Raw genomic sequence first — 23,550 nt, forward strand, 5'->3', positions numbered from 1 at the left:
AACATTATTGCCATGCAGGGATAATCAATGAGCAGCCGCTGGGAAGGGATCGATGAATTCGTAGCCGTTGCAGAGGCCGGACAATTCACCGCAGCGGCCGAGCGCTTGGGTGTGTCTTCTTCACATATCAGTCGACAGATCGTCCGACTGGAAGAGCGTCTACAGACCCGCCTGCTGTATCGCAGCACGCGGCGAGTGACCCTGAGCGAAGCCGGGCAAACCTTTCTACAGCACTGTCAGCGCCTGCAGGACGGACGTGAAGAGGCGCTGCGAGCGATGGGCGATCTGGCCAGCGAACCCAAGGGCTTGCTGCGCATGACGTGCGCCGTGGCCTATGGCGAACGCTTCATCGTGCCGCTGGTGACACGCTTCATGGCGCGCTACCCACAGCTGCGGGTGGACGTGGAATTGAGCAACCGTACCCTCGACCTGCTACACGAAGGCATGGACCTGGCCATCCGCCTGGGTCGTCTGCAGGACTCCAGGCTGATCGCCACGCGGTTGGCACCGCGGCGCATGTACCTGTGTGCCTCGCCGGCCTATCTGGAACGCTATGGCCGTCCCCACAGCTTGTCGGAACTGGCCCGACACAACTGCCTGGTCGGCAGTTCGGACCTGTGGGTGCTGCAGCAGGATGGACGAGAAATCAGCCAGCGCGTGCAAGGCAACTGGCGCTGCAACAGCGGTCAGGCAGTACTGGACGCTGCGCTACAGGGCATGGGGCTGTGCCAACTGCCGGACTATTATGTGCTCGAACATCTGCACAGCGGCGCGCTGGTGTCACTGTTGCAGGCGCACCAGCCACCCAATACTGCCGTGTGGGCGCTGTACCCGCAGCAGCGGCATCTCTCGCCGAAGGTTCGACGATTGGTGGATTACTTGAAAGAGGCGTTGGCGGGATTACCGGAGTATCGACAAGACTGACGCACGGCGTTTGGAGCGCAGGCGCCTCAGCGCCGACCAGCCCAGCGCTGGCGCAACCATTCCAGATCCTCCGGGCGAGTGACCTTGATATTGTCACTGCGCCCTTCGACCAGGCGTGGAGCCAGCCCGGCCCACTCGACGGCGGACGCTTCGTCGGTCACCGCCACATCCGCGACCAGACACTCGGCCAGTGCACGATGCAGCAGACCGAGCCTGAACATTTGCGGTGTATAGGCTTGCCACACGGTACTGCGATCGATCGTGGCACTGACGCGGCCTTGGGCGTCAGCACGCTTGAGGGTGTCGCGAGCCGGTACAGCCAGCAGCCCGCCGACAGGATCGTCAGCCAGTTCCGACAGCAGTTTGTCCAGGTCACCGCGAGCCAAGTTCGGCCTGGCCGCATCATGTACCAGCACCCAGTCATCATCGGCAGCGCCTTGCGCATGCAAAAGCAGCAATGCATTGAGCACCGAATCGGCACGCTCGCGCCCGCCTGTCGCGCGGCGGATGCGCGTGTCGCGAGCGCAGGGCAAGCCTGGCCAGAAGGGGTCGTCTTCGGCAACGCTGACCACCACGCCCTTGAGCAGCGGGTGATCGAGAAAACAGTCGAGGCTATGCTCGAGGAGTGTCTGCCGACCCAGTTGCAGATACTGCTTGGGACGGTCGGCAGCCATGCGGGCACCAACGCCCGCGGCAGGAATCACGGCCCAGAAGGCCGGCGTCTGTTGGGTCATTTCTGTGGCAACTGGTAGAGGGTTTCGCCCTCCTTCACCATTCCCAATTCGTGGCGAGCCCGTTCTTCCACGGTTTCCATACCTTTCTTCAACTCCAGCACTTCAGCGTCGAGCACGCGATTGCGCTCCAGCAGCCGCTCATTTTCAGCATGCTGGTCGGCGATCTGCTGCTGCAACTCGGCCACTTGCGCCAGACTGCCATTGCCTACCCACAGGCGATACTGCAAGCCTGCAAGCAGCAACAGCAGAACGAGGAACAACCAATAGGGACTGCGCATGAAGGTATCCAGGATAAAAGGCCGCCGCAGGCCGCAGCGAGCTTCCGATAGCACGAAGCCTGGCCGAGGCCAGGCTTCGATGACAGAAACCAGTCTGAAAGCGCTGAACGCTCAGTAAGAGCGTTCAGACAGCCACGGCTGCTGCCTTTTTACCATCTCTCGCTCAGCCGCGAAACTCGGCGCGGCCACGGTAGACGGCCTTGGCACCCAATTGTTCCTCGATACGCAGCAGCTGGTTGTACTTCGAGACGCGGTCGGAGCGGCACAGCGAGCCGGTCTTGATCTGGCCAGCAGCAGTGCCCACAGCCAGGTCGGCGATGGTGGAGTCTTCGGTCTCACCGGAACGGTGCGAAATGACCGCAGTGTACCCAGCCGCCTTGGCCATCTGGATGGCTTCCAGGGTTTCGGTCAGCGAGCCGATCTGGTTGAACTTGATCAGGATCGAGTTACCGATGCCTTTCTCGATGCCTTCCTTGAGGATCTTGGTGTTGGTCACGAACAGGTCGTCGCCGACCAGTTGCACCTTGGCGCCGATCTTGTCGGTGAGGATTTTCCAGCCCGCCCAATCGGACTCGTCCAGGCCGTCTTCGATCGAGATGATCGGGAAGCGCTCGGTGAGACCTTTGAGGTAGTCGGCGAAGCCTTCGGCGTCGAACGACTTGCCTTCACCGGACAGCTTGTACTTGCCGTCTTCGTAGAACTCGGAAGCGGCGCAGTCCAAGGCCAGTGTCACATCGGTGCCGAGGGTGTAGCCCGCTTTCTCGACTGCTTCGGCGATGGCGGCCAGTGCATCTTCGTTCGAGGCCAGGTTCGGGGCGAAGCCACCTTCGTCACCCACGGCGGTGCTCAGACCACGGGCCTTGAGCACGGCCTTGAGGTGGTGGAAGATCTCGGTACCCATGCGCAGACCGTCGGAGAAGGTCTTGGCGCCGACCGGCTGGACCATGAACTCCTGAATGTCGACGTTGTTGTCGGCGTGCTCGCCGCCATTGATGATGTTCATCATCGGCACCGGCATGGAGTACTGACCTGGGGTGCCATTGAGGTTGGCGATGTGCGCGTACAGCGGCAGGTCCTGGTCCTGTGCAGCAGCCTTGGCGGCCGCCAGCGACACGGCGAGGATGGCATTGGCGCCGAGTTTTGCTTTGTTCTCGGTGCCGTCGAGTTCGATCATCGCACGGTCGAGTGCTTTCTGGTCGCAAGGGTCCTTGCCCAGCAACAGATCACGGATCGGACCGTTGATATTGCCGACGGCTTTGAGCACACCCTTGCCCAGGTAACGGCTCTTGTCGCCATCACGCAGCTCGAGCGCTTCGCGCGAGCCGGTGGAAGCACCGGACGGCGCACAGGCGCTGCCGATGATGCCGTTGTCGAGCAGTACATCGGCTTCCACGGTGGGGTTGCCACGCGAGTCGAGAACTTCACGACCTTTGATGTCGACGATCTTTGCCATTGTTGTAAGCACTCCAGAATTGACGAAAACAACGCAGCTTGAGGAATTCTTGCCTTGCGCCAGGCGGACATGCGAGCGGCAGGCCGGGCCAAGGACGCCTCCGACCGGCAGGTCGGAGGCGGAACGGGCGGTACTTTACCCGAGAAATGGGTTTTACGCGGTTTCTACCGTCGGAAAACTCTTCACCAGGTCGTCCAGTTGCTTGAGCTGCGCCAGGAACGGCTCCAGTTTGTCCAGACGAAGCGCGCAAGGACCATCGCATTTGGCGTTGTCAGGATCCGGGTGCGCCTCGAGGAACAGTCCGGCCAGGCCCTGGCTCATGCCGGCCTTGGCCAGGTCGGTGACCTGGGCACGACGGCCACCGGCCGAGTCGGCGCGACCGCCCGGGGTCTGCAGCGAATGGGTGACGTCGAAGAACACCGGGTACTCGAACTGCTTCATGATGCCGAAGCCGAGCATGTCGACCACCAGGTTGTTGTAGCCGAAGCTCGAACCACGCTCGCACAGAATGAGCTGATCGTTGCCGGCCTCCACGCACTTGGCGAGGATGTGCTTCATCTCGTGCGGCGCCAGGAACTGCGCCTTCTTGATGTTGATCACCGCGCCGGTCTTGGCCATGGCCACCACCAGGTCGGTCTGGCGCGAGAGAAACGCCGGCAACTGAATGATGTCGCAGACCTTGGCTACCGGTTCGCACTGGTAGGGCTCGTGCACATCGGTGATCACCGGCACGTCGAAGGTGCGCTTGATCTCTTCGAAGATCTTCAGCCCTTCTTCCATGCCCGGGCCTCGGTAGGACGTGACCGAGGATCGATTGGCCTTGTCGAAGCTGGCCTTGAACACATACGGGATACCGAGTTTCTCGGTCACCCGTACATATGCTTCGCAGACCTTCAGAGCCAGGTCACGGGACTCCAGAACGTTCATGCCGCCGAACAGGACGAACGGCTTGTCGTTGGCGATCTCGATGTTGCCGACGCGAATGATCTTCTGGGTCATGGATCAGGCCTTGTTCTTCTGCTTCAGGGCAGCCTTGACGAAACCACTGAACAGCGGGTGGCCGTCGCGCGGGGTCGAGGTGAACTCCGGGTGGAACTGACAGGCGACGAACCATGGGTGATCCTTGGACTCGACCACTTCGACCAGTGCGCCATCTTCGGAACGACCGGAAACCACCAGACCCGCATCAACCAATTGCGGCAGCAGGTTGTTGTTCACTTCGTAGCGGTGGCGGTGACGCTCGGTGATCACGTCCTTGCCGTAGCAATCGTGCACGTTGGAGCCGGCCGCCAGTTGGCAGTCCTGCGCGCCCAGGCGCATGGTGCCGCCCAGGTCGGAGGCTTCGCTGCGGGTTTCGACTGCACCGGTGGCATCGGCCCACTCGGTGATCAAGCCCACGACCGGGTGGCCGCTGTTGCGATCGAACTCGGTGGAGTTGGCATCCTTCCAGCCCATCACGTTACGGGCGAACTCGATCACGGCCACCTGCATCCCCAGGCAGATGCCCAGGTACGGCACCTTGTTCTCACGGGCGTACTGCACCGCAGTGATCTTGCCTTCAACGCCGCGCAGGCCAAAACCGCCCGGTACCAGAATGGCATCGGCGCCTTCGAGCAGGCGGGTGCCCTGGTTCTCGATGTCTTCGGAATCGATGTAGCGCAGGTTGACCTTGGTGCGATTGGTGATGCCGGCGTGGCTCATCGCTTCGATCAGCGACTTGTAAGCATCCAGCAGTTCCATGTACTTGCCGACCATGGCGATGGTGACTTCGTGCTCAGGGTTGAGCTTGGCATCCACCACCTTGTCCCACTCGGACAGATCGGCACCGTTGCACTGCAGACCGAAGCGCTCGACGACGAAATCGTCCAGCCCCTGGGCATGCAGCACGCCTGGGATCTTGTAGATGGTGTCGACGTCTTCCAGGGAGATCACCGCGCGCTCTTCAACGTTGGTGAACAGGGCGATCTTGCGACGCGAAGACGCATCGACCGGATGGTCGGAGCGGCAGATCAGGACGTCAGGCTGCAGGCCAATGGAGCGCAGCTCCTTCACCGAGTGCTGGGTCGGCTTGGTCTTGGTCTCGCCGGCCGTGGCGATGTAGGGCACCAGGGTCAGGTGCATCAGCATGGCGCGCTTGGAGCCCACTTCGACGCGCAACTGGCGAATCGCTTCGAGGAACGGTTGCGACTCGATGTCACCCACGGTACCGCCGATTTCCACCAGGGCCACGTCGGCATCGCCGGCACCCTTGATGATGCGGCGCTTGATCTCGTCGGTGATGTGCGGAATGACCTGAATGGTGGCGCCCAGGTAATCACCACGGCGCTCCTTGCGCAGCACGTGCTCGTAGATACGGCCGGTGGTGAAGTTGTTGTTCTGGGTCATGGTGGTGCGGATGAACCGCTCGTAGTGGCCCAGGTCGAGGTCGGTCTCGGCGCCATCCTGGGTGACGAATACTTCACCGTGCTGGAAAGGGCTCATGGTCCCCGGATCGACGTTGATATACGGGTCCAGCTTGAGCATGGTGACCTTGAGCCCCCGCGCTTCCAGGATGGCCGCCAGGGAAGCCGAGGCAATGCCTTTCCCCAATGAAGAAACAACACCGCCCGTGACGAATATGTAGCGCGTCATGAAAAACCCTAGAAGTCTGCGTTAAGGCGGTCAGCGCCGCCGGAGAAAGCGAAGGAAGGCCGAAGCCCCCGATCACCTGCGTCAATCACAGTGCATCTCGAACAACTGCCGCGTCTGTACAGACCGGGGGTATCCCCAGTGTGGAGTTCGCTCGTCATTTTAAGAATCAGCCCAGCAAAAAACTGCTTGGTAATCGGCAACCGCTGTGATTTCGAGGAAGCCACAGAAGTTGTATCAAGAAGGGAGGGTAGTCTACCGGAATGTCGGCATCAGCTCAAACCTTGCACGCGGCCCGGCGGCTGCCACTGCAGTTGCCAGTCGCTCTGCACAAGCTCCGGCAGGTTGGCCACGGCCAGCAGGCGCGGGCCTTGATAGAGTAGCGGCAGGCGTTGGCGGACGAAGTGCGGAAGCTGGCGCTCATTGAGCAGACGCTTGAGATCGCGCTCGCCACGCCCGGGCACATTCAGCCGCTCGCCGCCCTGGCGATAGGCAATGCGCAGCCCTTCGGGCGGCTTTGCCCCCTGCAGCCAAACCATGCCATTGCCAGGCAGGATCAACGGCTGATCGGGATCAGGCCAATACCATTGGCCTGACTTCCATTGACGCCAATCATCGGCCAGCCACCAGAGCCGCCCGTGGCTGCGCTGCAACTCGCCATCGGTCAGGCGCCAGATCGGCTGGGCATCGGGCGCAGCGTCGCGCAGCGCGTTCCAACCGGCCCAGTGCCTGGCGTCAGGCAGCCGGGTACGGCGACTGAGCCAGTACTGCAACGCATTGCGCTGACGCGCCGGCGACAACGCACGCACGGCGTCCAGATCCAGAGACGCGAGCCCCAGCCAAGCGAAGGGCGCGCCCTGCTCGGCCGAACGCAAATCCTCGGCAGCCAGTTCATCGAGCAGCCCCAGCGCCTCGCCCAGGTGCTCGGCACTGCGGGCCATCTGCTGACTGGCTTGCGGCCAACGCTGGCGCAGTTGCGGCATCACCTGAGCCCGCAGGTAGTTGCGCGAAAATCCGACGTCCTGATTCGACGGGTCGTCGATCCAGCTCAACCCCTGCGCCTCGGCGTAACGCTGCAAGTGCTCGCGTGAGTCGGCCAGCAGCGGCCTGACCAACCTCCCCTGCCCCAACGTCCGCGACGACGGCATGGCCGTCATCCCACGCAAACCCGCCCCACGCAGGAGCCTGAACAGCAGGGTCTCGGCCTGATCGTCGAGGTGCTGGCCAGTGAACAGGACATCGCCCGGGCCAAGGCGACTGGCCAACGCGGCGTAGCGCGCGTCGCGTGCAGCCTGCTCCAGGCTGGCACCCGCTGCGACCACCACTGGGATGACCTCCAATTCGACGCCCAGCGCATCGCACACAGCGCGACAGTGCTCGGGCCAGGCATTGGCGGCAGTCTGCAGACCATGGTGAATGTGCAGGGCGCGCAAGGGCGGCGCAGGATGACGACGACAGTGAGCCGCCAGGCGATGAAGCAGAACGGTCGAGTCGAGTCCGCCAGAGAAGGCGACGAACCAGGTGGGGGCGTTGAGCCAGGGGGTGAGGTCGAGCATCACAGCCTCACAAGGGGCGCATGGCGCCCCCGGGATCCTATCAGAGACCGTAGCTCATCAGGCGGTCGTAGCGGCGCTTGAGCAGGGCGTCCTGGTCAAGCTTGCCCAGCATGCCCAATTGCTCGAGCAGGTCGGCACGGATGCTGGCGGCCATGGCAGCCGGGGCACGGTGGGCGCCGCCCAGCGGTTCGCCGATCACTTTGTCGACGATATTCAGGCTCTTCAGGCGCTCTGCGGTGATGCCCATGGCTTCAGCAGCGTCTGCGGCTTTGTCGGCGGTCTTCCACAGGATCGAGGCACAGCCTTCCGGCGAAATGACCGAGTAGGTGGAGTACTGCAGCATGTTGAGTTGGTCGCACACGCCGATGGCCAGCGCGCCGCCCGAACCACCCTCACCGATCACGGTGGCGATGATCGGTGTTTTCAGACGCGCCATGACCCGCAGGTTCCAGGCAATCGCTTCGCTCTGGTTGCGCTCTTCGGCGTCGATGCCGGGATAAGCGCCCGGGGTGTCGATGAAGGTCAGGATCGGCATCTTGAAGCGTTCGGCCATCTCCATCAGACGGCACGCCTTGCGGTAGCCCTCCGGACGCGGCATGCCGAAGTTGCGCCGCACCTTTTCCCGCACCTCACGACCTTTCTGGTGACCGATGACCATTACCGGTTTGCCGTCCAGGCGCGCGGTGCCGCCAACGATGGCAGCGTCGTCGGAGAAATGACGGTCGCCGTGCAATTCCTCGAACTCGGTGAAGATGTGCTCGATGTAGTCGAGGGTGTAAGGACGACGCGGGTGACGCGCCAGGCGCGCGATCTGCCAGCTGGTCAGGTTGCCGAAGATACTTTCGGTCAGGGTGCTGCTCTTGTCTTGCAGACGGGCAATTTCATCGCTGATGTTCAGCGAGTTGTCGTTGCCAACCAGGCGCAGGCCTTCAATCTTGGCTTGCAGGTCGGCAATCGGCTGTTCGAAATCGAGAAAATTCGGGTTCATAGGCATCCGTCTTGGGTCTACGGCCAGGCGGCCGGCCGGTTGATCCGTTTTGGCGCCATACCTTACGGGATCTGGCGCCTTGAGGTCGAGATTAAAATACGTCGTTTCAACGGTATTGCAGGAAGACGTTCTCACGCCCGAACTGGTCACGCAGTGTCTGAATCAAGCCATCAGCGGGGTCGATCGACCATTCGTCGCCAAACTGCAGCATGGCCTTGGCGTCGCTGCCGGTGTACTCGAGGGTGATCGGGCAGCCACCGCGATGACGCGTGATCAGCTCACCCAGCCACGTCAGGCGATCGCCCTTGAGCGCCTCATGGGCAATTTTCAGGCGCAGGCTCTCGGCCAGCTTGGTGCGCGCGTCTTCGAGCGTCATCACCTGCTTGACCCGCAGCCGCAGGCCACCGGAGAAGTCATCGTTGCTGACCTCGCCCTCGACCACCACCATTGCGTCGTTTTGCAGCAGCGCCTGGGCGGCCATGAAGGCGTCGGCGAACAGCGAGGCTTCGATGCGCCCGGAGCGGTCGTCGAGGGTGACGAAGCCCATCTTGTCGCCTTTTTTGTTCTTCATGACCCGCAGGGCAATGATCATCCCAGCGATGGTCTGAGTCTCGCGCGACGGCTTGAGATCGACGATGCGCTGGCGGGCGAAGCGGCGGATCTCGGCTTCGTACTCATCGATCGGGTGACCGGTGAGGTAAAGCCCAAGGGTGTCCTTTTCGCCTTTCAGACGCTCCTTGAGCGTCAGGTCGCGCACCCTGTGGTGGTTGCCATAAACGTCGGAGTCTTCTTCGACGAACAGCCCGCCAAACAGGTCGATGTGACCGCTGTCGGCGGTGCGTGCGGTCTGCTCGGCCGCCTTGATCGCCTCTTCGAGCGCCGAGAGCAACACGGCGCGGTTGCGGTCGATGTTGGCGTGGTAGGCCTTGATCTCGTCATGGAAGTGCGGACCGAGACGGTCGAGCGCACCGCTGCGGATCAAGGCGTCGAGGGTGCGCTTGTTGATGCGCTTGAGGTCCACGCGGGCGCAGAAATCGAACAAGTCCTTGAACGGCCCGCCCTGGGCGCGCGCCTCGACGATGGCTTCCACCGGCCCCTCGCCCACGCCTTTGATCGCACCCAGGCCATAGACGATGCGCCCGTCCTCGTTAACGGTGAACTTGAAGTCGGAAAAATTCACGTCCGGGGCGTCGAGGCGCAGCTTCATGCTGCGTACTTCCTCGACCAGCACCACCACCTTGTCGGTGTTGTGCATATCCGCCGACAGCACCGCCGCCATGAACGGCGCCGGGTAGTGGGTCTTGAGCCAGGCGGTCTGGTAAGAAACCAGGCCATAGGCAGCGGAGTGAGACTTGTTGAAACCGTAGCCGGCGAACTTCTCTACCAGGTCAAAGATGTTTCCTGCAAGGTTCGCATCGATGCCGTTATTGGCACAGCCTTCGATGAAGCCGCCACGCTGCTTGGCCATCTCCTCGGGCTTCTTCTTGCCCATGGCCCGACGCAGCATGTCGGCGCCCCCCAGGGTGTAGCCGGCCATCACCTGTGCAATCTGCATCACCTGCTCTTGATACAGGATGATGCCGTAGGTCGGCGCCAGCACCGGTTGCAGACCGTCGTACTGATAGTCAGGGTGCGGATAAGCCAGCTCGGCGCGACCGTGCTTGCGGTTGATGAAGTCGTCGACCATGCCCGATTGCAGCGGGCCAGGGCGGAACAGCGCCACCAGTGCGATCAAGTCTTCCAGGCAGTCGGGCTTGAGCTTCTTGATCAGCTCCTTCATGCCGCGCGATTCGAGCTGGAATACGGCCGTGGTTTCGGCCTTTTGCAACAGCTCGTAGGTCTTGCGGTCATCGAGCGGGATGAAGTCGATGTTGACCTCGGGCAGGTCCTTCTTGGCCTGCTCGCGGTTGATGATCTCCATCGCCCATTTGATGATGGTCAGGGTACGCAGGCCGAGGAAGTCGAACTTCACCAGGCCGGCGGCCTCGACGTCGTCCTTGTCGAACTGGGTAATCAGGCCGCCGCCTTCTTCATCACAGGCGATCGGCGAGAAGTCGGTGAGCTTGGTCGGCGCGATCACCACACCCCCGGCGTGCTTGCCGGTGCCGCGGGTGACCCCTTCGAGCTTGAGCGCCATGTCCCAGATTTCTCGGGCGTCCTCATCGCCCTTGAGGAAGTCGCGCAGGATTTCTTCCTGCTCGTACGCCTTCTCCAAGGTCATGCCCACTTCGAACGGAATCATCTTCGACAGGCGATCGGCCAGGCCATAGGACTTGCCCTGCACACGCGCTACGTCACGCACCACCGCCTTGGCAGCCATGGTGCCGAAGGTGATGATCTGGCTGACCGCATTGCGCCCATAGGCTTCGGCCACGTAGTCGATCACCCGGTCGCGGCCGTCCATGCAGAAGTCGACGTCGAAGTCGGGCATGGAAACACGTTCAGGGTTGAGGAAACGTTCGAACAGCAGGTCATAGGCCAGCGGGTCGAGGTCGGTGATCTTCAGGACATAGGCCACCAGCGAGCCGGCACCCGAACCACGGCCAGGGCCCACCGGGACGCCGTTGTTCTTGGCCCACTTGATGAAGTCCATGACGATGAGGAAGTAACCCGGGAAACCCATCTGGATGATGATGTCCAGCTCGAACTTCAGCCGGTCGAGGTAGACCTGGCGCTTCTCATCGTAGTCAGGCGTGGTTTCCTTCGGCCAGAGTACCGCCAGACGCTCTTCCAGGCCTTCGTGGGACACGTGGCGCAGGTAGTCGTCGATACCCATGCCATTGGGCGTCGGGAAATCGGGCAGGAAGTATTTGCCCAACTGCACGGTGATGTTGCAGCGCTTGGCGATCTCCACGGTGTTGGCGATGGCGTCGGGCAAGTCGCTGAACAGCTCGGCCATTTCCTCAGCCGACTTGAGGTATTGCTGATCGCTGTACAGGCGTGGACGGCGCGGATCGTCCAGGGTCCAGCCTTCGCCGATGCAGACACGGGTTTCGTGGGCGTCGAAGTCGGACTGCTTGATGAAGCGCACATCATTGGTTGCCACCAGCGGCGCGCCGAGCTTGTCTGCCAGGGCCACGGCGGCGTGGACATATTCTTCGTCACGCGCGCGATTGGTGCGCTGCACCTCGACATAGAAGCGCTCGGGCAGCATCTGCATCCAGTCGCGCAGCAACGCCTCGGCCTCATCCTGACGGCCGGCCAACAGCGCCATGCCGATATCGCCTTCACGCGCGGCGGACAAACCGATCAGCCCTTCGCTGGCCGGGGCGATCCACTCGCGCTGGATGATGACCAGACCGTTGCGCTGCCCATCGGTCCATCCGCGAGAAATCAGCTCGGTGAGGTTGCGATAGCCTTCCGGGCTCATGGCCAGGAAGCAGATGCGCGACAGCGGCGCTTCCGGCTCGGCACCGGCCAACCACAAGTCGGCACCACAGATCGGCTTGATGCCAGCCCCCATGGCAGACTTGTAGAACTTGACCAGCGAGCACATGTTGCTTTGATCGGTGATCGCCACCGCCGGCATGTTCATTCCGGCCAGGGCCTTGGCCAGCGGCTTGATCCGCACCAGGCCATCGACCAGGGAGAATTCGGAATGCACGCGAAGGTGAACGAAGGAGACCGGCATGGAGGATCCTGTGACAGCGATGAACGACAAAGGCGCGATTGTAGCGTAATTGGCCGCAAGGATTGCGACCGCTGCTCGCGCGGCGGGAGCGGTTAGATCAACGAAGCGATGTGCCCGACCCGCGCCTCATAGGCGGCACGAACCGGCGCGAAGGAACGCCGATGAATCGGCGTAGGCCCCAGCCGCGCCAAGGCTTCGAGATGCACTGGCGTTGGATAACCCTTGTGTCCGCCGATGCCGTATCCCGGATAGATCAGCTCGAACGCGCTCATTTCGCGATCACGGGTAACCTTGGCCAGGATCGACGCGGCGGCGATGGCCGGCACTTGCGAATCGCCCTTGACCACCGGCGAGGCAGGCACGGCCAGCTGCGGACAGCGGTTGCCGTCGATCAACGCCAGTTTCGGCTGAATGCTCAGTCCTTCGACGGCACGCTGCATGGCCAGCATCGTGGCATGCAGGATGTTCAGTCGATCGATTTCTTCGACACTGGCGCGAGCGATGCAGAAGGCGAGCGCCTTTTCGCAGATTTCCTCGAAAAGCGCCTCGCGGCGTGCTTCGGTCAGTTTCTTGGAGTCGTTCAAGCCGAGAATCGGCCGATTCGGATCGAGGATCACCGCGGCAGTGACCACGTCACCGCACAGCGGACCCCGACCCACTTCGTCGACACCGGCAACGAGTTCCTCGACCAGCTTGAAATCCAGTCCCATCTGCATATCAGTGCTTCCCGAGCAAGGCCAGCACGGCCTCGGCAGCCTGGTTGGAGGCGTCGCGGCGTAAGGTGCGGTGGATCCGGTCAAAACTGTCGGTCTGCTCGCCACCATCGCGCACCAGCGGTGCCAAGGTCGTGGCAAGGGCCTCAGGCGTGGCGGCGTCCTGCAACAACTCAGGCACCAACAGGCGCTGGGCGAGCAGGTTGGGCAAGGACACGTAGGGGCTGCGAACCATTCGCTTGAGAATCCAGAACGTCAACGGTGCCAAGCGATAGGCCACCACCATCGGACGCTTGTACAACAAGGCTTCAAGGGTGGCCGTGCCGGAAGCGATCAGCACCGCATCACATGCCGCCAGCGCCAGGTGAGACTGACCGTCGAGCAGCGTCAGTGGCAGATCGCGGCCTTGCAGCATCTGCTCGAGCTGTGCACGGCGTGCCGGGTTGGCACAGGGAGAGACGAAGCGCACTCCAGGAATCAAGTGCTGCAAGCGCTTGGCCGTGTCCAGGAACACCTCACCCAAGCGTCCGACCTCACCACCGCGACTGCCCGGCATCAGTGCCACCAGCGGTCCATCGCCAAACCCCAGAGACGCGCGCGCAGCACTGCGATCGGCTTGCAGGGGAATAGTGTCGGCCAGCGGATGACCCACGAAGCGTACAGGCACGCCTTGCTCTTCGTAGAACTTCGCCTCGAAGGGCAGCAGGGTGAGCATCAGGTCGCAGCCTTCGCGGATCTTGAACACCCGCTTCTGCCGCCAAGCCCAGACGGAGGGGCTGACGTAATGCACGGTCTTGATCCCGGCCTGACGCAGCTTCAATTCGATAGTGAGGGTGAAGTCCGGTGCGTCGATGCCGATGAACACGTCGGGCTTCTCGCCGATCAGCGTCTGGATCAGGTCCTTGCGGCGCTTGAGCAGTTCGCGCAAACGTCCCAGCACCTCGACCAGACCCATCACCGACAGGCGCTCCATGGGGAAGTAAGACTGCAGCCCTTCGGCCTCCATCAGAGGACCACCGACGCCAATGAACCGGACGTCGGGGTGACGTGCCTTGAGCGCACGCATCAGACCCGAGCCTAGGATGTCGCCGCTGGCCTCACCGGCGACCAGCGCTACGCAAAGTGAGGCCATGTCAGCGCGTGATGCCGCGGGCGGAACTGAGGATCGACTGACGGAACAACTCGACTTCAGGATTCAGAGCCGCCAACTCATCCAGTTCCTTGACTGCGTCCTCCACCGTCAAGCCCTGACGGTAAACGATCTTGTAGGCGCGTCGCAGGTTCTGGATCACGTCATCGCTGAAACCACGACGGCGCATGCCTTCGAAGTTCATGCTGCGCGCTTCGGCCGGGCTGCCGAACACCGTGACGAATGCCGGCACATCCTTGCCAATGGCCGTGCCCATGCCGGAAAAGGCGTGGGCGCCGATGTGGCAATACTGATGCACCAGGGTATAGCCAGACAGGATCGCCCAGTCACCTACATGGACGTGGCCGGCCAGCGCCGTGTTATTGACCAGGATGCAGTGATTGCCGATCACGCTGTCGTGGCCGATATGGGCATAGGCCATGATCAGGTTATGGTCGCCCAGCGTGGTTTCGAAGCGGTCCTGAACGGTTCCACGGTGAATGGTGACGCCTTCGCGGATCACATTGTGATCACCGATCACCAAACGGGTAGGCTCGCCCTTGTACTTGAGGTCCGGAGTGTCTTCACCGATGGAACTGAACTGGTAGATGCGGTTGTGCCGGCCGATTCGGGTCGGCCCCTTGAGCACTACGTGCGGGCCGATGACGGTGCCCTCCCCGATTTCGACATCAGGGCCTACGATCGACCAGGGGCCAATCTCGACACCGTCAGCCACCTTGGCCGACGGATCGATGATCGCCCGCGGATCAATCGAACTCATAGGGAGCGTTCCGCACAGGTGATCTGGGCCGAGCAGACCGGCTTGCCGTCGACCAGAGCGCGGCATTCGAACTTCCAGATCATGCTTTTGCGGCTGAGGAACGTGGCTTCGAGTACCAACTGATCGCCGGGCAGCACCGGCTGGCGGAAGCGCAGTTTGTCGGAGCCGACGAAGTAGTAGAGCGTGCCATCGGCAGGCTTCGCATCGAGCATCTTGAACCCGAGAATCCCGGCTGCCTGGGCCATCGCTTCGATGATCAGCACGCCAGGCATGATCGGATGCGCCGGGAAGTGACCGTTGAAGAACGGTTCATTGATGCTGACATTCTTGTAGGCACGAATGCTCTGGGCCTCGAAGTCCAGGTCCGTGACCCGGTCCACCAGCAGGAACGGATAACGGTGAGGCAGGTATTCGCGAATCTCGTTGATGTCCATCATTTCGGGGGGAAGCCTGTAATAAGAATAGGGAGCGCAGGTGCTGACCACACGCTCCTTTTGCAGTCCAAAGAGGAGCCAGCGAGCGACTGTTCACTCTTGCTCAGGAAATGGTATCAGCCTTCTGATGCCGGCTGGCCACCTGAGGTCACGGTGTCGACACGTTTTTCCAGTTGCTGCAACCGTTTGGACATGTCGTCAAGCTGCCGAATCCGCGCAGCGCTCTTGCGCCATTCGGCCAACGGCTGCATGGCGGTGCCGGAAGAATAGCCACCGGGCTCGGTAATCGAGCGGGTCACCATGGTCATGCCGGAGACGAAGACGTTGTCGCAGACATCGATGTGACCGACCATCCCGACGCCACCTGCGATCATGCAGTGCTTGCCGATCCGGGTGCTGCCTGAAATACCGACACAGGCAGCCATCGCGGTGTGGTCACCGACCTGCACGTTGTGAGCGATCTGGATCTGGTTGTCGAGCTTGACCCCATTGCCGATGCGCGTATCGGACAGCGCCCCTCGGTCCACCGCAGTATTGACACCGATTTCTACATCGTCGCCGAGCGTGACACCACCAATCTGCGCGATCTTTTGCCAGATGCCTTTCTCAGTGGCGAAACCGAAGCCTTCACCGCCAATCACTGCGCCGGACTGAATCACGACGCGCTTGCCGATGGTCACATCGTGGTACAGCGTGACCCGCGGCGCCAACCAGCCGCCCTCACCGATAACGCAACGAGCACCTACGAAACAGTGGGCACCGATGGTGACGTTCGCCGCGATGCGTGCGCCACTCTCGATCACCGCGAACGCGCCGACGCTGGCACTTTCATCCACCTGTGCATCCTCTGCCACCACGGCGCTAGGATGTATACCTGCCACAGCCTTGGGCTTCGGATCGAACAGGTGGGAGATGCGCGCGTAAGCCAGATAGGGATCAGGCACGATCACTGCGTTGCCGGTGAAGCCCTCGGCATCCTCGGCCGTGATCAACACCGCCGCCGCCTGACTCTCGTCGAGGAATTTGCGGTACTGACGATTGGCCAGGAAGCTCAACTGCCCGGGCCCGGCTTCCTGCAAGGTCGCCAGACCGGTGATCGCAAGCGACTCGGGGCCACTGAGTGTGGCCCCGAGGGTGTCGGCCAGCTGGCCGAGCGTGATGGTCAGGGTCATATCAACGCGCTTGATTCATGCGCTCGATAACCTGGCGGGTGATGTCGTACTGAGGTTTGACATCGATTACCGCGCCACGCTCGAGCACCAGGTCGAAACCGCCTTTCTTGATGACTTCTTCCACAGCACCATCGAGCTTGGGCTTGAGCTGCTTGAGCATGTCGCGGTCAGCAACGGCCTTGGCTTCGTTCAGTTCCTTGGACTGGAACTGGAAGTCGCGAGCCTTCTGCTTGAATTCAAGCTCCAGGCGCTCACGCTCAGGCTGCTGCATCTTGTCGCCGCCCTTGATCAAGCGGTCTTGAATGCCTTTGGCGCTGCTTTCGAGGGTCTTGAGCTGGTTGAGCTGTGGACCAAACTTTTTCTCGGCGTCAACGGCGTACTTCTTAGCCGCATCGGACTCGAGCAGCGCCATCTGGTAGTTCAGAACGGCAACCTTCATTTCGGCGAAAGCCGGGGTGGCGACCAGCGCCGCGGCCACTACGGCCAGTTGAGTCAACTTACGCACGATGCACTCCTGGATAAACCGTTGTCGTTAAGCAAGGGCCTGCTTAGAAAGTCTGGCCCAGAGAGAATTGGAATACCTGGGTTTCGGCGTTGTCCGGCTTCTTGACCGGCATCGCCAGGCTGAAGCTCAGCGGGCCCAGCGCGGTGATCCAGGTTACCCCCAGGCCCACCGAGCTTGCCATGTCCGAGAAGCCGACCTTGGCGCAGTCCGGTTTGGAGCCACAATTGGTGTCGAAGACGTTACCCACATCCCAGAATACCGAGGTGCGCAGCGAGCGCTGATCCTTGACGAACGGCAGCGGGAACAGCAACTCGACACCGCCCTGCACCAGGACGTTACCACCGAAGGCCAACGGATCCTGATCGGGATCACGAATGGTGCCAGGGTTTCGACCCGAGCTAGGCGTGCTTCGTGGCCCAAGAGTATTGTCTTTGAAGCCACGCACGGAGTTGAAACCACCCGCGTAGTAGTTCTCGTAGAACGGTAGACCCGAAGTGCCACCAAATCCATCGCCATAACCCAGCTCGGTGTGCAGACGCAGGGTGTAGTCATTGCTCAGAGGCTTGAACACCTGGCCGCGGTAGTCGAGCTTGTAGAACGACAGGTCGCTGCCCGGAACGGTGGTTTCCAACGTCAGGCTTTGAGAGTGACCACGGGTCGCCAGAACGCCTTTGTTCAGGGTGGATTCGGACCAGCCGATCGACGCCTTGAAGTTCAGGAAGCTATCGCCTTCCTTGTTGAGGAAGTCGAAGATCTCATCCACGGTATAGCGACCGGTTTTGATCTTGTCCTGCTGCACGGTCAGGCCGTAGGTCAGGCGCGAGGTTTCGCTGATCGGATACCCCAGGCTGACACCGGCACCCAGGCTGTCCACCGCATAGCTGGCCACGTCGACGTCGAGGTCGTCATAGTCGGTCTTGCGATAGAAGGCGTTGTAGCCCAGGCTCACGCCGTCTGGCGTGAAGTAGGGATCGACGAAACCGAAGTTGTAGCGGGTCTGGTACTGGCTGCGGGTCAAACCGATGGAGACCTTGTTACCGGTACCGAGGAAGTTGCTCTGGCTGATCGAGCCACCGAGAATCAGGCCGGCGCTCTGGGCGAAACCAACGCTGGCGGTGATCGAGCCGGACGCTTGCTCCTCGACCGCATAGTTGACGTCGACCTGGTCATCGGTGCCCGGCACAGGCGGAGTCTCGACGTTGACTTCCTTGAAGAAGCCCAGGCGCTCGAGACGGGTCTTGGACTGGTCGATGAGGTAAGTGGAGGCCCAGCCGCCCTCCATCTGACGCATCTCACGACGCAATACTTCGTCTTGGGTCTTGGTGTTGCCGCGGTAGTTGATGCGGTTGACGTAGGCACGCTTGCCCGGATCGACGACGAACATGATGTCGACGGTGTGATCCTGATCGTTGGGCTGCGGAACGCCATTGACGTTGGCGAAGGTGTAGCCTTCGTTACCCAGGCGTCGGGTAATCAGGTCGGACGTGGTGGTCATGACCTTGCGCGAGAACACCTGACCGGGCTGGACCAACATCAGCGACTTGACCTGGTCTTCCGGCACCTTGAGGTCGCCGGACAGTTTCACGTCACGAACGGTGTACTTTTCACCTTCGTTGACGTTGACGGTGATGTAGACGTGCTTCTTGTCCGGCGTGATGGACACCTGAGTGGAGGCGATGTCCATGTTGATGTAGCCGCGGTCCAGGTAGTAGGAACGCAGGCGTTCCAGGTCACCGGACAATTTCTCGCGTGCATACTTGTCATCGTTCTTGAAGAACGACAGCCAGTTGGTGGTCTTCAGCTCGAACAGTTGAGACAGCTCATCATCGCCGAATACGGTGTTGCCCACCACGTTGATGTGCTGGATGGCAGCTACCGTACCTTCGTTGATCTTGATCTTCAGGCTGACGCGGTTACGTGGCTGCGGCACCACTTCGGCGTCCACCTCAGCCGAGTAGCGACCTTGGGCCACGTACTGGCGCTGCAGTTCATTACGAACGCCTTCGAGGGTCGCGCGCTGGAAGATCTCGCCTTCGGACAGACCGGACTGCTTGAGGCCTTTCATCAGGTCGTCGGTGCTGATCGCCTTGTTGCCTTCGATCTCGATGCTCGACACCGATGGGCGCTCGACCACGTTGATGATCAGGACATTGCCATCGCGATCCAGTTGAATGTCCTGGAAGAACCCGGTCTTGAACAGGGAACGGGTGGACTCCACCAAGCGCCGGTCATCGACCTGGTCGCCCACATTCAACGGCAACGCGCCGAACACGCTGCCGGCGGAAACCCGCTGCAGGCCGTTGACACGAATATCGGAGATGGTGAAGGACTCGGCGTGAACTTCAGCGATCATCAGTGCGGAGAGCACCGCAGTTAGCAGCAGACGTTTCATGAAGTCCTTTTATTCCAACTGGCAATAAACAACCCGCCACCGCAGTACGGCGGCAGGTTCGCAATAGAGCGAAGCGTTAAAGTCGACCCAGATCGTTGATCAGGGCGAGCAACATCACCCCTATGACCAAACTGATACCGATCTGGACCCCCCAACCTTGCACCCGATCGGAAAGCGGACGACCGCGCGCCCACTCGATCAGGTAAAACAGCAAATGCCCCCCATCCAGTACCGGGATGGGCAGCAGGTTCAGAACTCCCAGGCTTATGCTCAGGTAGGCCAGGAAATTCAGGAAATCCCCAACGCCCGACTGGGCTGAAGCGCCCGCCACTTTAGCAATGGTTATCGGTCCGCTCAAGTTTTTTACCGAGAGCTCGCCGAAGAGCATTTTCTTCAGCGATTCGAGGGTCAGGACACTCATGTTCCAGGTCCGCGACAAGCCCTCGCCGACCGCTTCGAGCGGTCCATAGCTGACCTCGCGGAGCATGTTCGCCGGCCACTCGCCACCTTTGACGCCCGCACCGAGGTAGCCTGCTGCCGCCTGGCCCTCGCCCTTGCTGGCAAGGGTCACCGGCAGCTCCAACTGCGCGCCGTCTCGCTCGAGGCGCACCTGAACCTGGGTCTTGGGATGGGCACGGACCCGGTCGACGACTTGCTGCCAGTCGCTCACGGCCGTCCCGTCCAGCGCCAGCAGCCGATCACCGGCCTTCATGCCCGCCGCGGCTGCCGGGCCTTTCGGATCGATCTCGGCCAGCACCGGCGGCAATACCGGACGCCATGGGCGCAAACCCAGTGACTGGATCGGATCAGGCTCGTCGGCCCCTTTGAGCCAATGGTCCAGGCTGATCTCATGCTGACGCTCGAGCGTGGCGCCCTCGTCGCGCACACCGACGCGCAGGCTTCCGCTCTCGCCGAGGCGCCGAACCAACTGCAAGTTGACTGCGGACCAACCGTTGGTCGGCTTGCCATCGATGGAAACGATTTCCTGCCCAGGCATCAGACCCGCTGACGCCGCCAGGCTGCCCGACTCCACCGCACCGATGACCGGACGCACCTGTTGACTGCCGAGCATGGCGACCAGCGAAAAGAACAGGATCGCCAGCAGGAAATTGGCGATCGGACCGGCAGCGACGATCGCGATACGCTGCCCCACCGGCTTGCGATTGAACGACTGCCCGAGCAGTGCAGGTGGAACGTCGCCTTCGCGTTCGTCGAGCATCTTGACGTAGCCACCCAGCGGAATCGCCGCGACGACGAACTCAGTGCCGTGGCGATCATGCCAGCGCAGCAGCGGCGTGCCGAAGCCCACCGAAAAACGCAGCACTTTGACCCCGCATTTGCGCGCCACCCAGAAGTGGCCGAACTCATGAAACGTGACCAGTACACCCAACGCCACCAAGGTGCCGATGATCATGTAGAGCGCTGTCATATCCATCTCCGAATGCTGTTCAGCCGGGCTTTTGGCCGACAGGGGTCAGCGACCGTGGCGCCTCAACCATGCCTGGGCATGCTCCCGGGCACGCTGGTCGGCGGCGAACACAGCCTCCAGCGAAGCCAGCGCGACGACCGGCTCCTGCTCGAGGACCTGCTCGATCATACTCGCGATTTCCGGGAAGCGGATACGCCCCTGGAGGAATGCCTCCACCGCCACTTCGTTGGCCGCATTGAGCACGGCCGGAGCGCTATTGCCGGCTTCGGCTGCCGCACGCGCCAGTCGCAAACACGGGAAGCGCTGCTCGTCGGGCGCCTGGAAATCCAGGCGCGCTATCGCGAACAGGTCCAGCGGCGCGACACCCGAATCGATTCGCTGCGGCCAAGCGAGCGCATTGGCGATCGGGGTACGCATGTCAGGATTGCCCAACTGCGCCAGTACCGAGCCGTCGACGTAGTCGACCAGCGAATGAATGACGCTTTGCGGATGCACCACCACTTCCACAATCGAAGGGGCGGCATCGAACAGCCAGCACGCCTCGATCAGCTCGAGCCCCTTGTTCATCATGCTGGCCGAATCGACGGAAATCTTGCGCCCCATCGACCAATTGGGATGAGCACAAGCCTGCTCGGGCGTGACATCCCTCAACGCGCCCGCCGAGGTTTCGCGGAAGGGCCCGCCGGACGCCGTCAGCAGGATGCGACGCACCCCCACCTGCGCCAGACCTCGGGAATAATCCCCAGGCAGGCACTGAAAAATTGCGTTGTGCTCGCTGTCGATGGGGAGCAGCACGGCGCCGCTGTCGCGCACCGCTTGCATGAACAGCGCGCCGGACATCACCAGCGCTTCCTTGTTGGCCAGTAACACCTTCTTGCCGGCGCGCACGGCTGCCAGGGTGGGACGCAATCCCGCTGCACCGACGATGGCGGCCATTACCGCGTCCACTTCGCTGGCGCAGGCGACCTGACAGAGCCCAGCCTCCCCTTCCAGCACTTCGCAGTCGCAACCTGCCGCCGCCAGCCCGTCACGCAGGCGAGACGCGGAACGGGCATCGGGCACGACCGCATAGGCTGGACGGTGTCGCAGGCAGAGTGCCAGCAACTCGTCCAGACGCGAGTAGCCAGTCAAGGCGAACACTTGATAGCGCTCGGGATGACGGGCGATCACGTCCAGGGTGCTCAGGCCGATCGAACCGGTCGCCCCGAGCACGGTGATGCGCTGCACTTGGCTCACATCACACCCCATTCGGCCGCCCAGAGCAGCACGGCGAACATGGGAATCGCCGCTGTCAGGCTGTCGATACGGTCGAGCACGCCGCCATGCCCAGGTAGTAGATTACTGCTGTCCTTGATGCCTTCGCGGCGCTTGAACATGCTTTCAGTCAGATCCCCAACCACCGACGACATGACCACAATCAGCGCGCCGACCAGGCCGAGCAGAATCTGTCCTATGCCCCAGTCGCGCACCAGACCGACCACCAGCGTAATCAGCAGGCTCACCGCCATGCCGCCGTAGACACCTTCCCAGCTCTTGCCAGGACTCACCTGCGGCGCCAGCTTGCGCTTGCCGAAGGCACGCCCGGAGAAATAAGCGCCAATATCCGCCGCCCAGACCAGCACCATCACCGACAGGATCAAGCCGTTACCCAGCGGCCAGTGCTTGAGCAGCACCAGGCCTTGCCAGGCCGGCAGCAGCACCAGCAGGCCGATCAGCAGCCGGCAGGCGGCACTGCCCCACAGTTCGCTGCTGCGTGGATAGGTCAGCACCAGCCAGGTCGCCAACCCCCACCAGATCACCGAAGCGCCCAGCACCCAGGGCGCCAGGTCGGGCATGAGGTAGAGCAGCATCAGCGCCCCGGCGACCACGGCGGCGTAGGCCAGACGCAGCGGCTGGGCGGTCAGCCCGGCCAGACGTGCCCATTCCCAAGCGCCGACGGTGACCACGAAACCGATGAACAGCGCGAAGTCGGCGCCGCCGAGCAGGAAGAATCCGCCCAGCGCGACCGGCAGCAGGATCAGCGCGGTAATGATGCGTTGTTTAAGCATTAAGCACGGGCTCCAGCTTCGACCTGCTCGCTGGTCTTACCGAAGCGGCGCTGGCGCGAAGCGAAATCGGCCAGCGCAGTGCGCATGGCCTCGTGTTTGAAGTCCGGCCAGTAGAGGTCGGAGAAATACAGTTCGGCGTACGCCAACTGCCAAAGGAGGAAATTGCTGATGCGGTGCTCGCCACCGGTGCGGATGCACAGGTCGGGCAGCGGCAGATCGCCGGTCGCCAGGCAGGTCTGCAACAACTCAGGGGTAATGTCATCGGCCCTCAGGTGGCCAGCCTGCACTTCGCGTGCGAGACGTTGAGCCGCCTGGGCGATATCCCATTGCCCGCCATAGTTGGCCGCGACCTGAAGAATGAAGCGGTCATTGCCGGCTGTCAGCGCCTCGGCTTCGCGCATTGCCGCCTGCAATTCCGGATGAAAACGCGAACGATCGCCGATGATGCGCAGGCTGATGTTGTTGTCGTTCAGGCGCTTGGCTTCGCGGCGCAAGGCCGAAAAGAACAGCTCCATCAACGCCCCCACTTCATCGGCCGGACGCTGCCAGTTCTCGCTGGAGAAGGCGAAGAGCGTAAGCACTTCGACCTTCGCCTCGGCACAGACCTCGATCACCGCACGTACCGCATCGACGCCCGCCTTGTGCCCGGCAACACCGGGCAACAGGCGCTTCTTCGCCCAGCGGTTATTGCCGTCCATGATGATCGCGACATGACGCGGCACCACAGACGGTGCCGCCAGCTTGGTCTTATCCAT

General features: G+C 62.0%; 20 protein-coding genes. 1 reads left to right on the forward strand and 19 read right to left on the reverse strand.

Annotation, left to right across the window (positions count from 1 at the left end):
* Window positions 1-27: 27 nt before the first annotated feature.
* The gene (locus Q6A47_RS06520) at window positions 28-924 is read left to right on the forward strand and encodes a LysR family transcriptional regulator (protein WP_029613439.1); all 897 of its coding nucleotides are present in this window, start codon (window positions 28-30) and stop codon (window positions 922-924) included.
* Window positions 925-950: 26 nt separating this feature from the next.
* Here Q6A47_RS06520 and ispD read toward each other — a convergent pair whose 3' ends face one another.
* The 19 genes from ispD to uppS form a co-directional block, all read right to left on the reverse strand.
* The gene (ispD, locus tag Q6A47_RS06525) at window positions 951-1,658 is read right to left on the reverse strand and encodes a 2-C-methyl-D-erythritol 4-phosphate cytidylyltransferase (protein ID WP_304483624.1); all 708 of its coding nucleotides are present in this window, start codon (window positions 1,656-1,658) and stop codon (window positions 951-953) included.
* Window positions 1,655-1,936 carry a cell division protein FtsB gene (gene ftsB / locus Q6A47_RS06530; RefSeq protein WP_029613437.1) on the reverse strand — a complete coding sequence of 94 codons (282 nt, stop codon included), beginning with the start codon at window positions 1,934-1,936 and terminating at the stop codon, window positions 1,655-1,657. Before ftsB ends, ispD begins: the two co-directional genes overlap by 4 nt.
* A gap of 163 nt (window positions 1,937-2,099) precedes the next feature.
* On the reverse strand, window positions 2,100-3,389 hold the full coding sequence (gene eno, locus Q6A47_RS06535) for a phosphopyruvate hydratase (RefSeq protein WP_304483625.1): 1,290 nt from the start codon (window positions 3,387-3,389) through the stop codon (window positions 2,100-2,102).
* A gap of 153 nt (window positions 3,390-3,542) precedes the next feature.
* Window positions 3,543-4,388, reverse strand: coding sequence for a 3-deoxy-8-phosphooctulonate synthase (gene kdsA, locus Q6A47_RS06540; RefSeq protein ID WP_039579563.1), 846 nt, complete (start codon window positions 4,386-4,388; stop codon window positions 3,543-3,545).
* Between the two features lie 3 nt (window positions 4,389-4,391).
* Window positions 4,392-6,020 carry a CTP synthase gene (gene pyrG / locus Q6A47_RS06545; protein ID WP_295485757.1) on the reverse strand — a complete coding sequence of 543 codons (1,629 nt, stop codon included), beginning with the start codon at window positions 6,018-6,020 and terminating at the stop codon, window positions 4,392-4,394.
* A gap of 269 nt (window positions 6,021-6,289) precedes the next feature.
* Window positions 6,290-7,573, reverse strand: a complete 1,284-nt coding sequence (tilS, locus tag Q6A47_RS06550) for a tRNA lysidine(34) synthetase TilS (RefSeq protein WP_304483627.1) — start codon at window positions 7,571-7,573, stop codon at window positions 6,290-6,292.
* A gap of 40 nt (window positions 7,574-7,613) precedes the next feature.
* Window positions 7,614-8,561: an acetyl-CoA carboxylase carboxyl transferase subunit alpha gene (accA, locus tag Q6A47_RS06555; RefSeq protein ID WP_304483628.1), complete on the reverse strand. Its 948-nt coding sequence runs from the start codon at window positions 8,559-8,561 to the stop codon at window positions 7,614-7,616.
* 106 nt (window positions 8,562-8,667) lie between these two features.
* Window positions 8,668-12,192: a DNA polymerase III subunit alpha gene (gene dnaE / locus Q6A47_RS06560; protein ID WP_304483630.1), complete on the reverse strand. Its 3,525-nt coding sequence runs from the start codon at window positions 12,190-12,192 to the stop codon at window positions 8,668-8,670.
* A gap of 92 nt (window positions 12,193-12,284) precedes the next feature.
* Complete coding sequence (gene rnhB, locus Q6A47_RS06565; protein WP_304483631.1) at window positions 12,285-12,908, reverse strand: ribonuclease HII; 624 nt, start codon at window positions 12,906-12,908, stop codon at window positions 12,285-12,287.
* Window position 12,909: 1 nt separating this feature from the next.
* Entirely contained in the window at window positions 12,910-14,037 is a 1,128-nt protein-coding gene (gene lpxB / locus Q6A47_RS06570) for a lipid-A-disaccharide synthase (protein WP_304483632.1), read from the reverse strand.
* Between the two features lies 1 nt (window position 14,038).
* Window positions 14,039-14,815, reverse strand: coding sequence for an acyl-ACP--UDP-N-acetylglucosamine O-acyltransferase (gene lpxA / locus Q6A47_RS06575; protein WP_029613428.1), 777 nt, complete (start codon window positions 14,813-14,815; stop codon window positions 14,039-14,041).
* Entirely contained in the window at window positions 14,812-15,252 is a 441-nt protein-coding gene (gene fabZ / locus Q6A47_RS06580) for a 3-hydroxyacyl-ACP dehydratase FabZ (RefSeq protein WP_029613427.1), read from the reverse strand. Before fabZ ends, lpxA begins: the two co-directional genes overlap by 4 nt.
* Before the next feature lie 113 nt (window positions 15,253-15,365).
* Complete coding sequence (lpxD, locus tag Q6A47_RS06585; protein ID WP_039579583.1) at window positions 15,366-16,421, reverse strand: UDP-3-O-(3-hydroxymyristoyl)glucosamine N-acyltransferase; 1,056 nt, start codon at window positions 16,419-16,421, stop codon at window positions 15,366-15,368.
* A 1-nt stretch (window position 16,422) separates the two neighbouring features.
* Window positions 16,423-16,926 carry an OmpH/Skp family outer membrane protein gene (locus Q6A47_RS06590; protein WP_029613426.1) on the reverse strand — a complete coding sequence of 168 codons (504 nt, stop codon included), beginning with the start codon at window positions 16,924-16,926 and terminating at the stop codon, window positions 16,423-16,425.
* A 43-nt stretch (window positions 16,927-16,969) separates the two neighbouring features.
* The gene (gene bamA, locus Q6A47_RS06595; RefSeq protein WP_304483634.1) at window positions 16,970-19,318 is read right to left on the reverse strand and encodes an outer membrane protein assembly factor BamA; all 2,349 of its coding nucleotides are present in this window, start codon (window positions 19,316-19,318) and stop codon (window positions 16,970-16,972) included.
* A 76-nt stretch (window positions 19,319-19,394) separates the two neighbouring features.
* On the reverse strand, window positions 19,395-20,747 hold the full coding sequence (rseP, locus tag Q6A47_RS06600; protein ID WP_304483635.1) for an RIP metalloprotease RseP: 1,353 nt from the start codon (window positions 20,745-20,747) through the stop codon (window positions 19,395-19,397).
* A 45-nt stretch (window positions 20,748-20,792) separates the two neighbouring features.
* Complete coding sequence (gene ispC, locus Q6A47_RS06605) at window positions 20,793-21,983, reverse strand: 1-deoxy-D-xylulose-5-phosphate reductoisomerase (protein ID WP_304483636.1); 1,191 nt, start codon at window positions 21,981-21,983, stop codon at window positions 20,793-20,795.
* Window positions 21,980-22,795, reverse strand: coding sequence for a phosphatidate cytidylyltransferase (locus tag Q6A47_RS06610; RefSeq protein WP_039579592.1), 816 nt, complete (start codon window positions 22,793-22,795; stop codon window positions 21,980-21,982). The genes ispC and Q6A47_RS06610 overlap by 4 nt, the downstream gene beginning before the upstream one ends.
* Complete coding sequence (gene uppS / locus Q6A47_RS06615; protein WP_029613421.1) at window positions 22,795-23,550, reverse strand: polyprenyl diphosphate synthase; 756 nt, start codon at window positions 23,548-23,550, stop codon at window positions 22,795-22,797. Before uppS ends, Q6A47_RS06610 begins: the two co-directional genes overlap by 1 nt.

This window comes from Pseudomonas boreofloridensis, assembly GCF_030580795.1.
GTDB classification, from domain to species: domain Bacteria; phylum Pseudomonadota; class Gammaproteobacteria; order Pseudomonadales; family Pseudomonadaceae; genus Aquipseudomonas; species Aquipseudomonas boreofloridensis.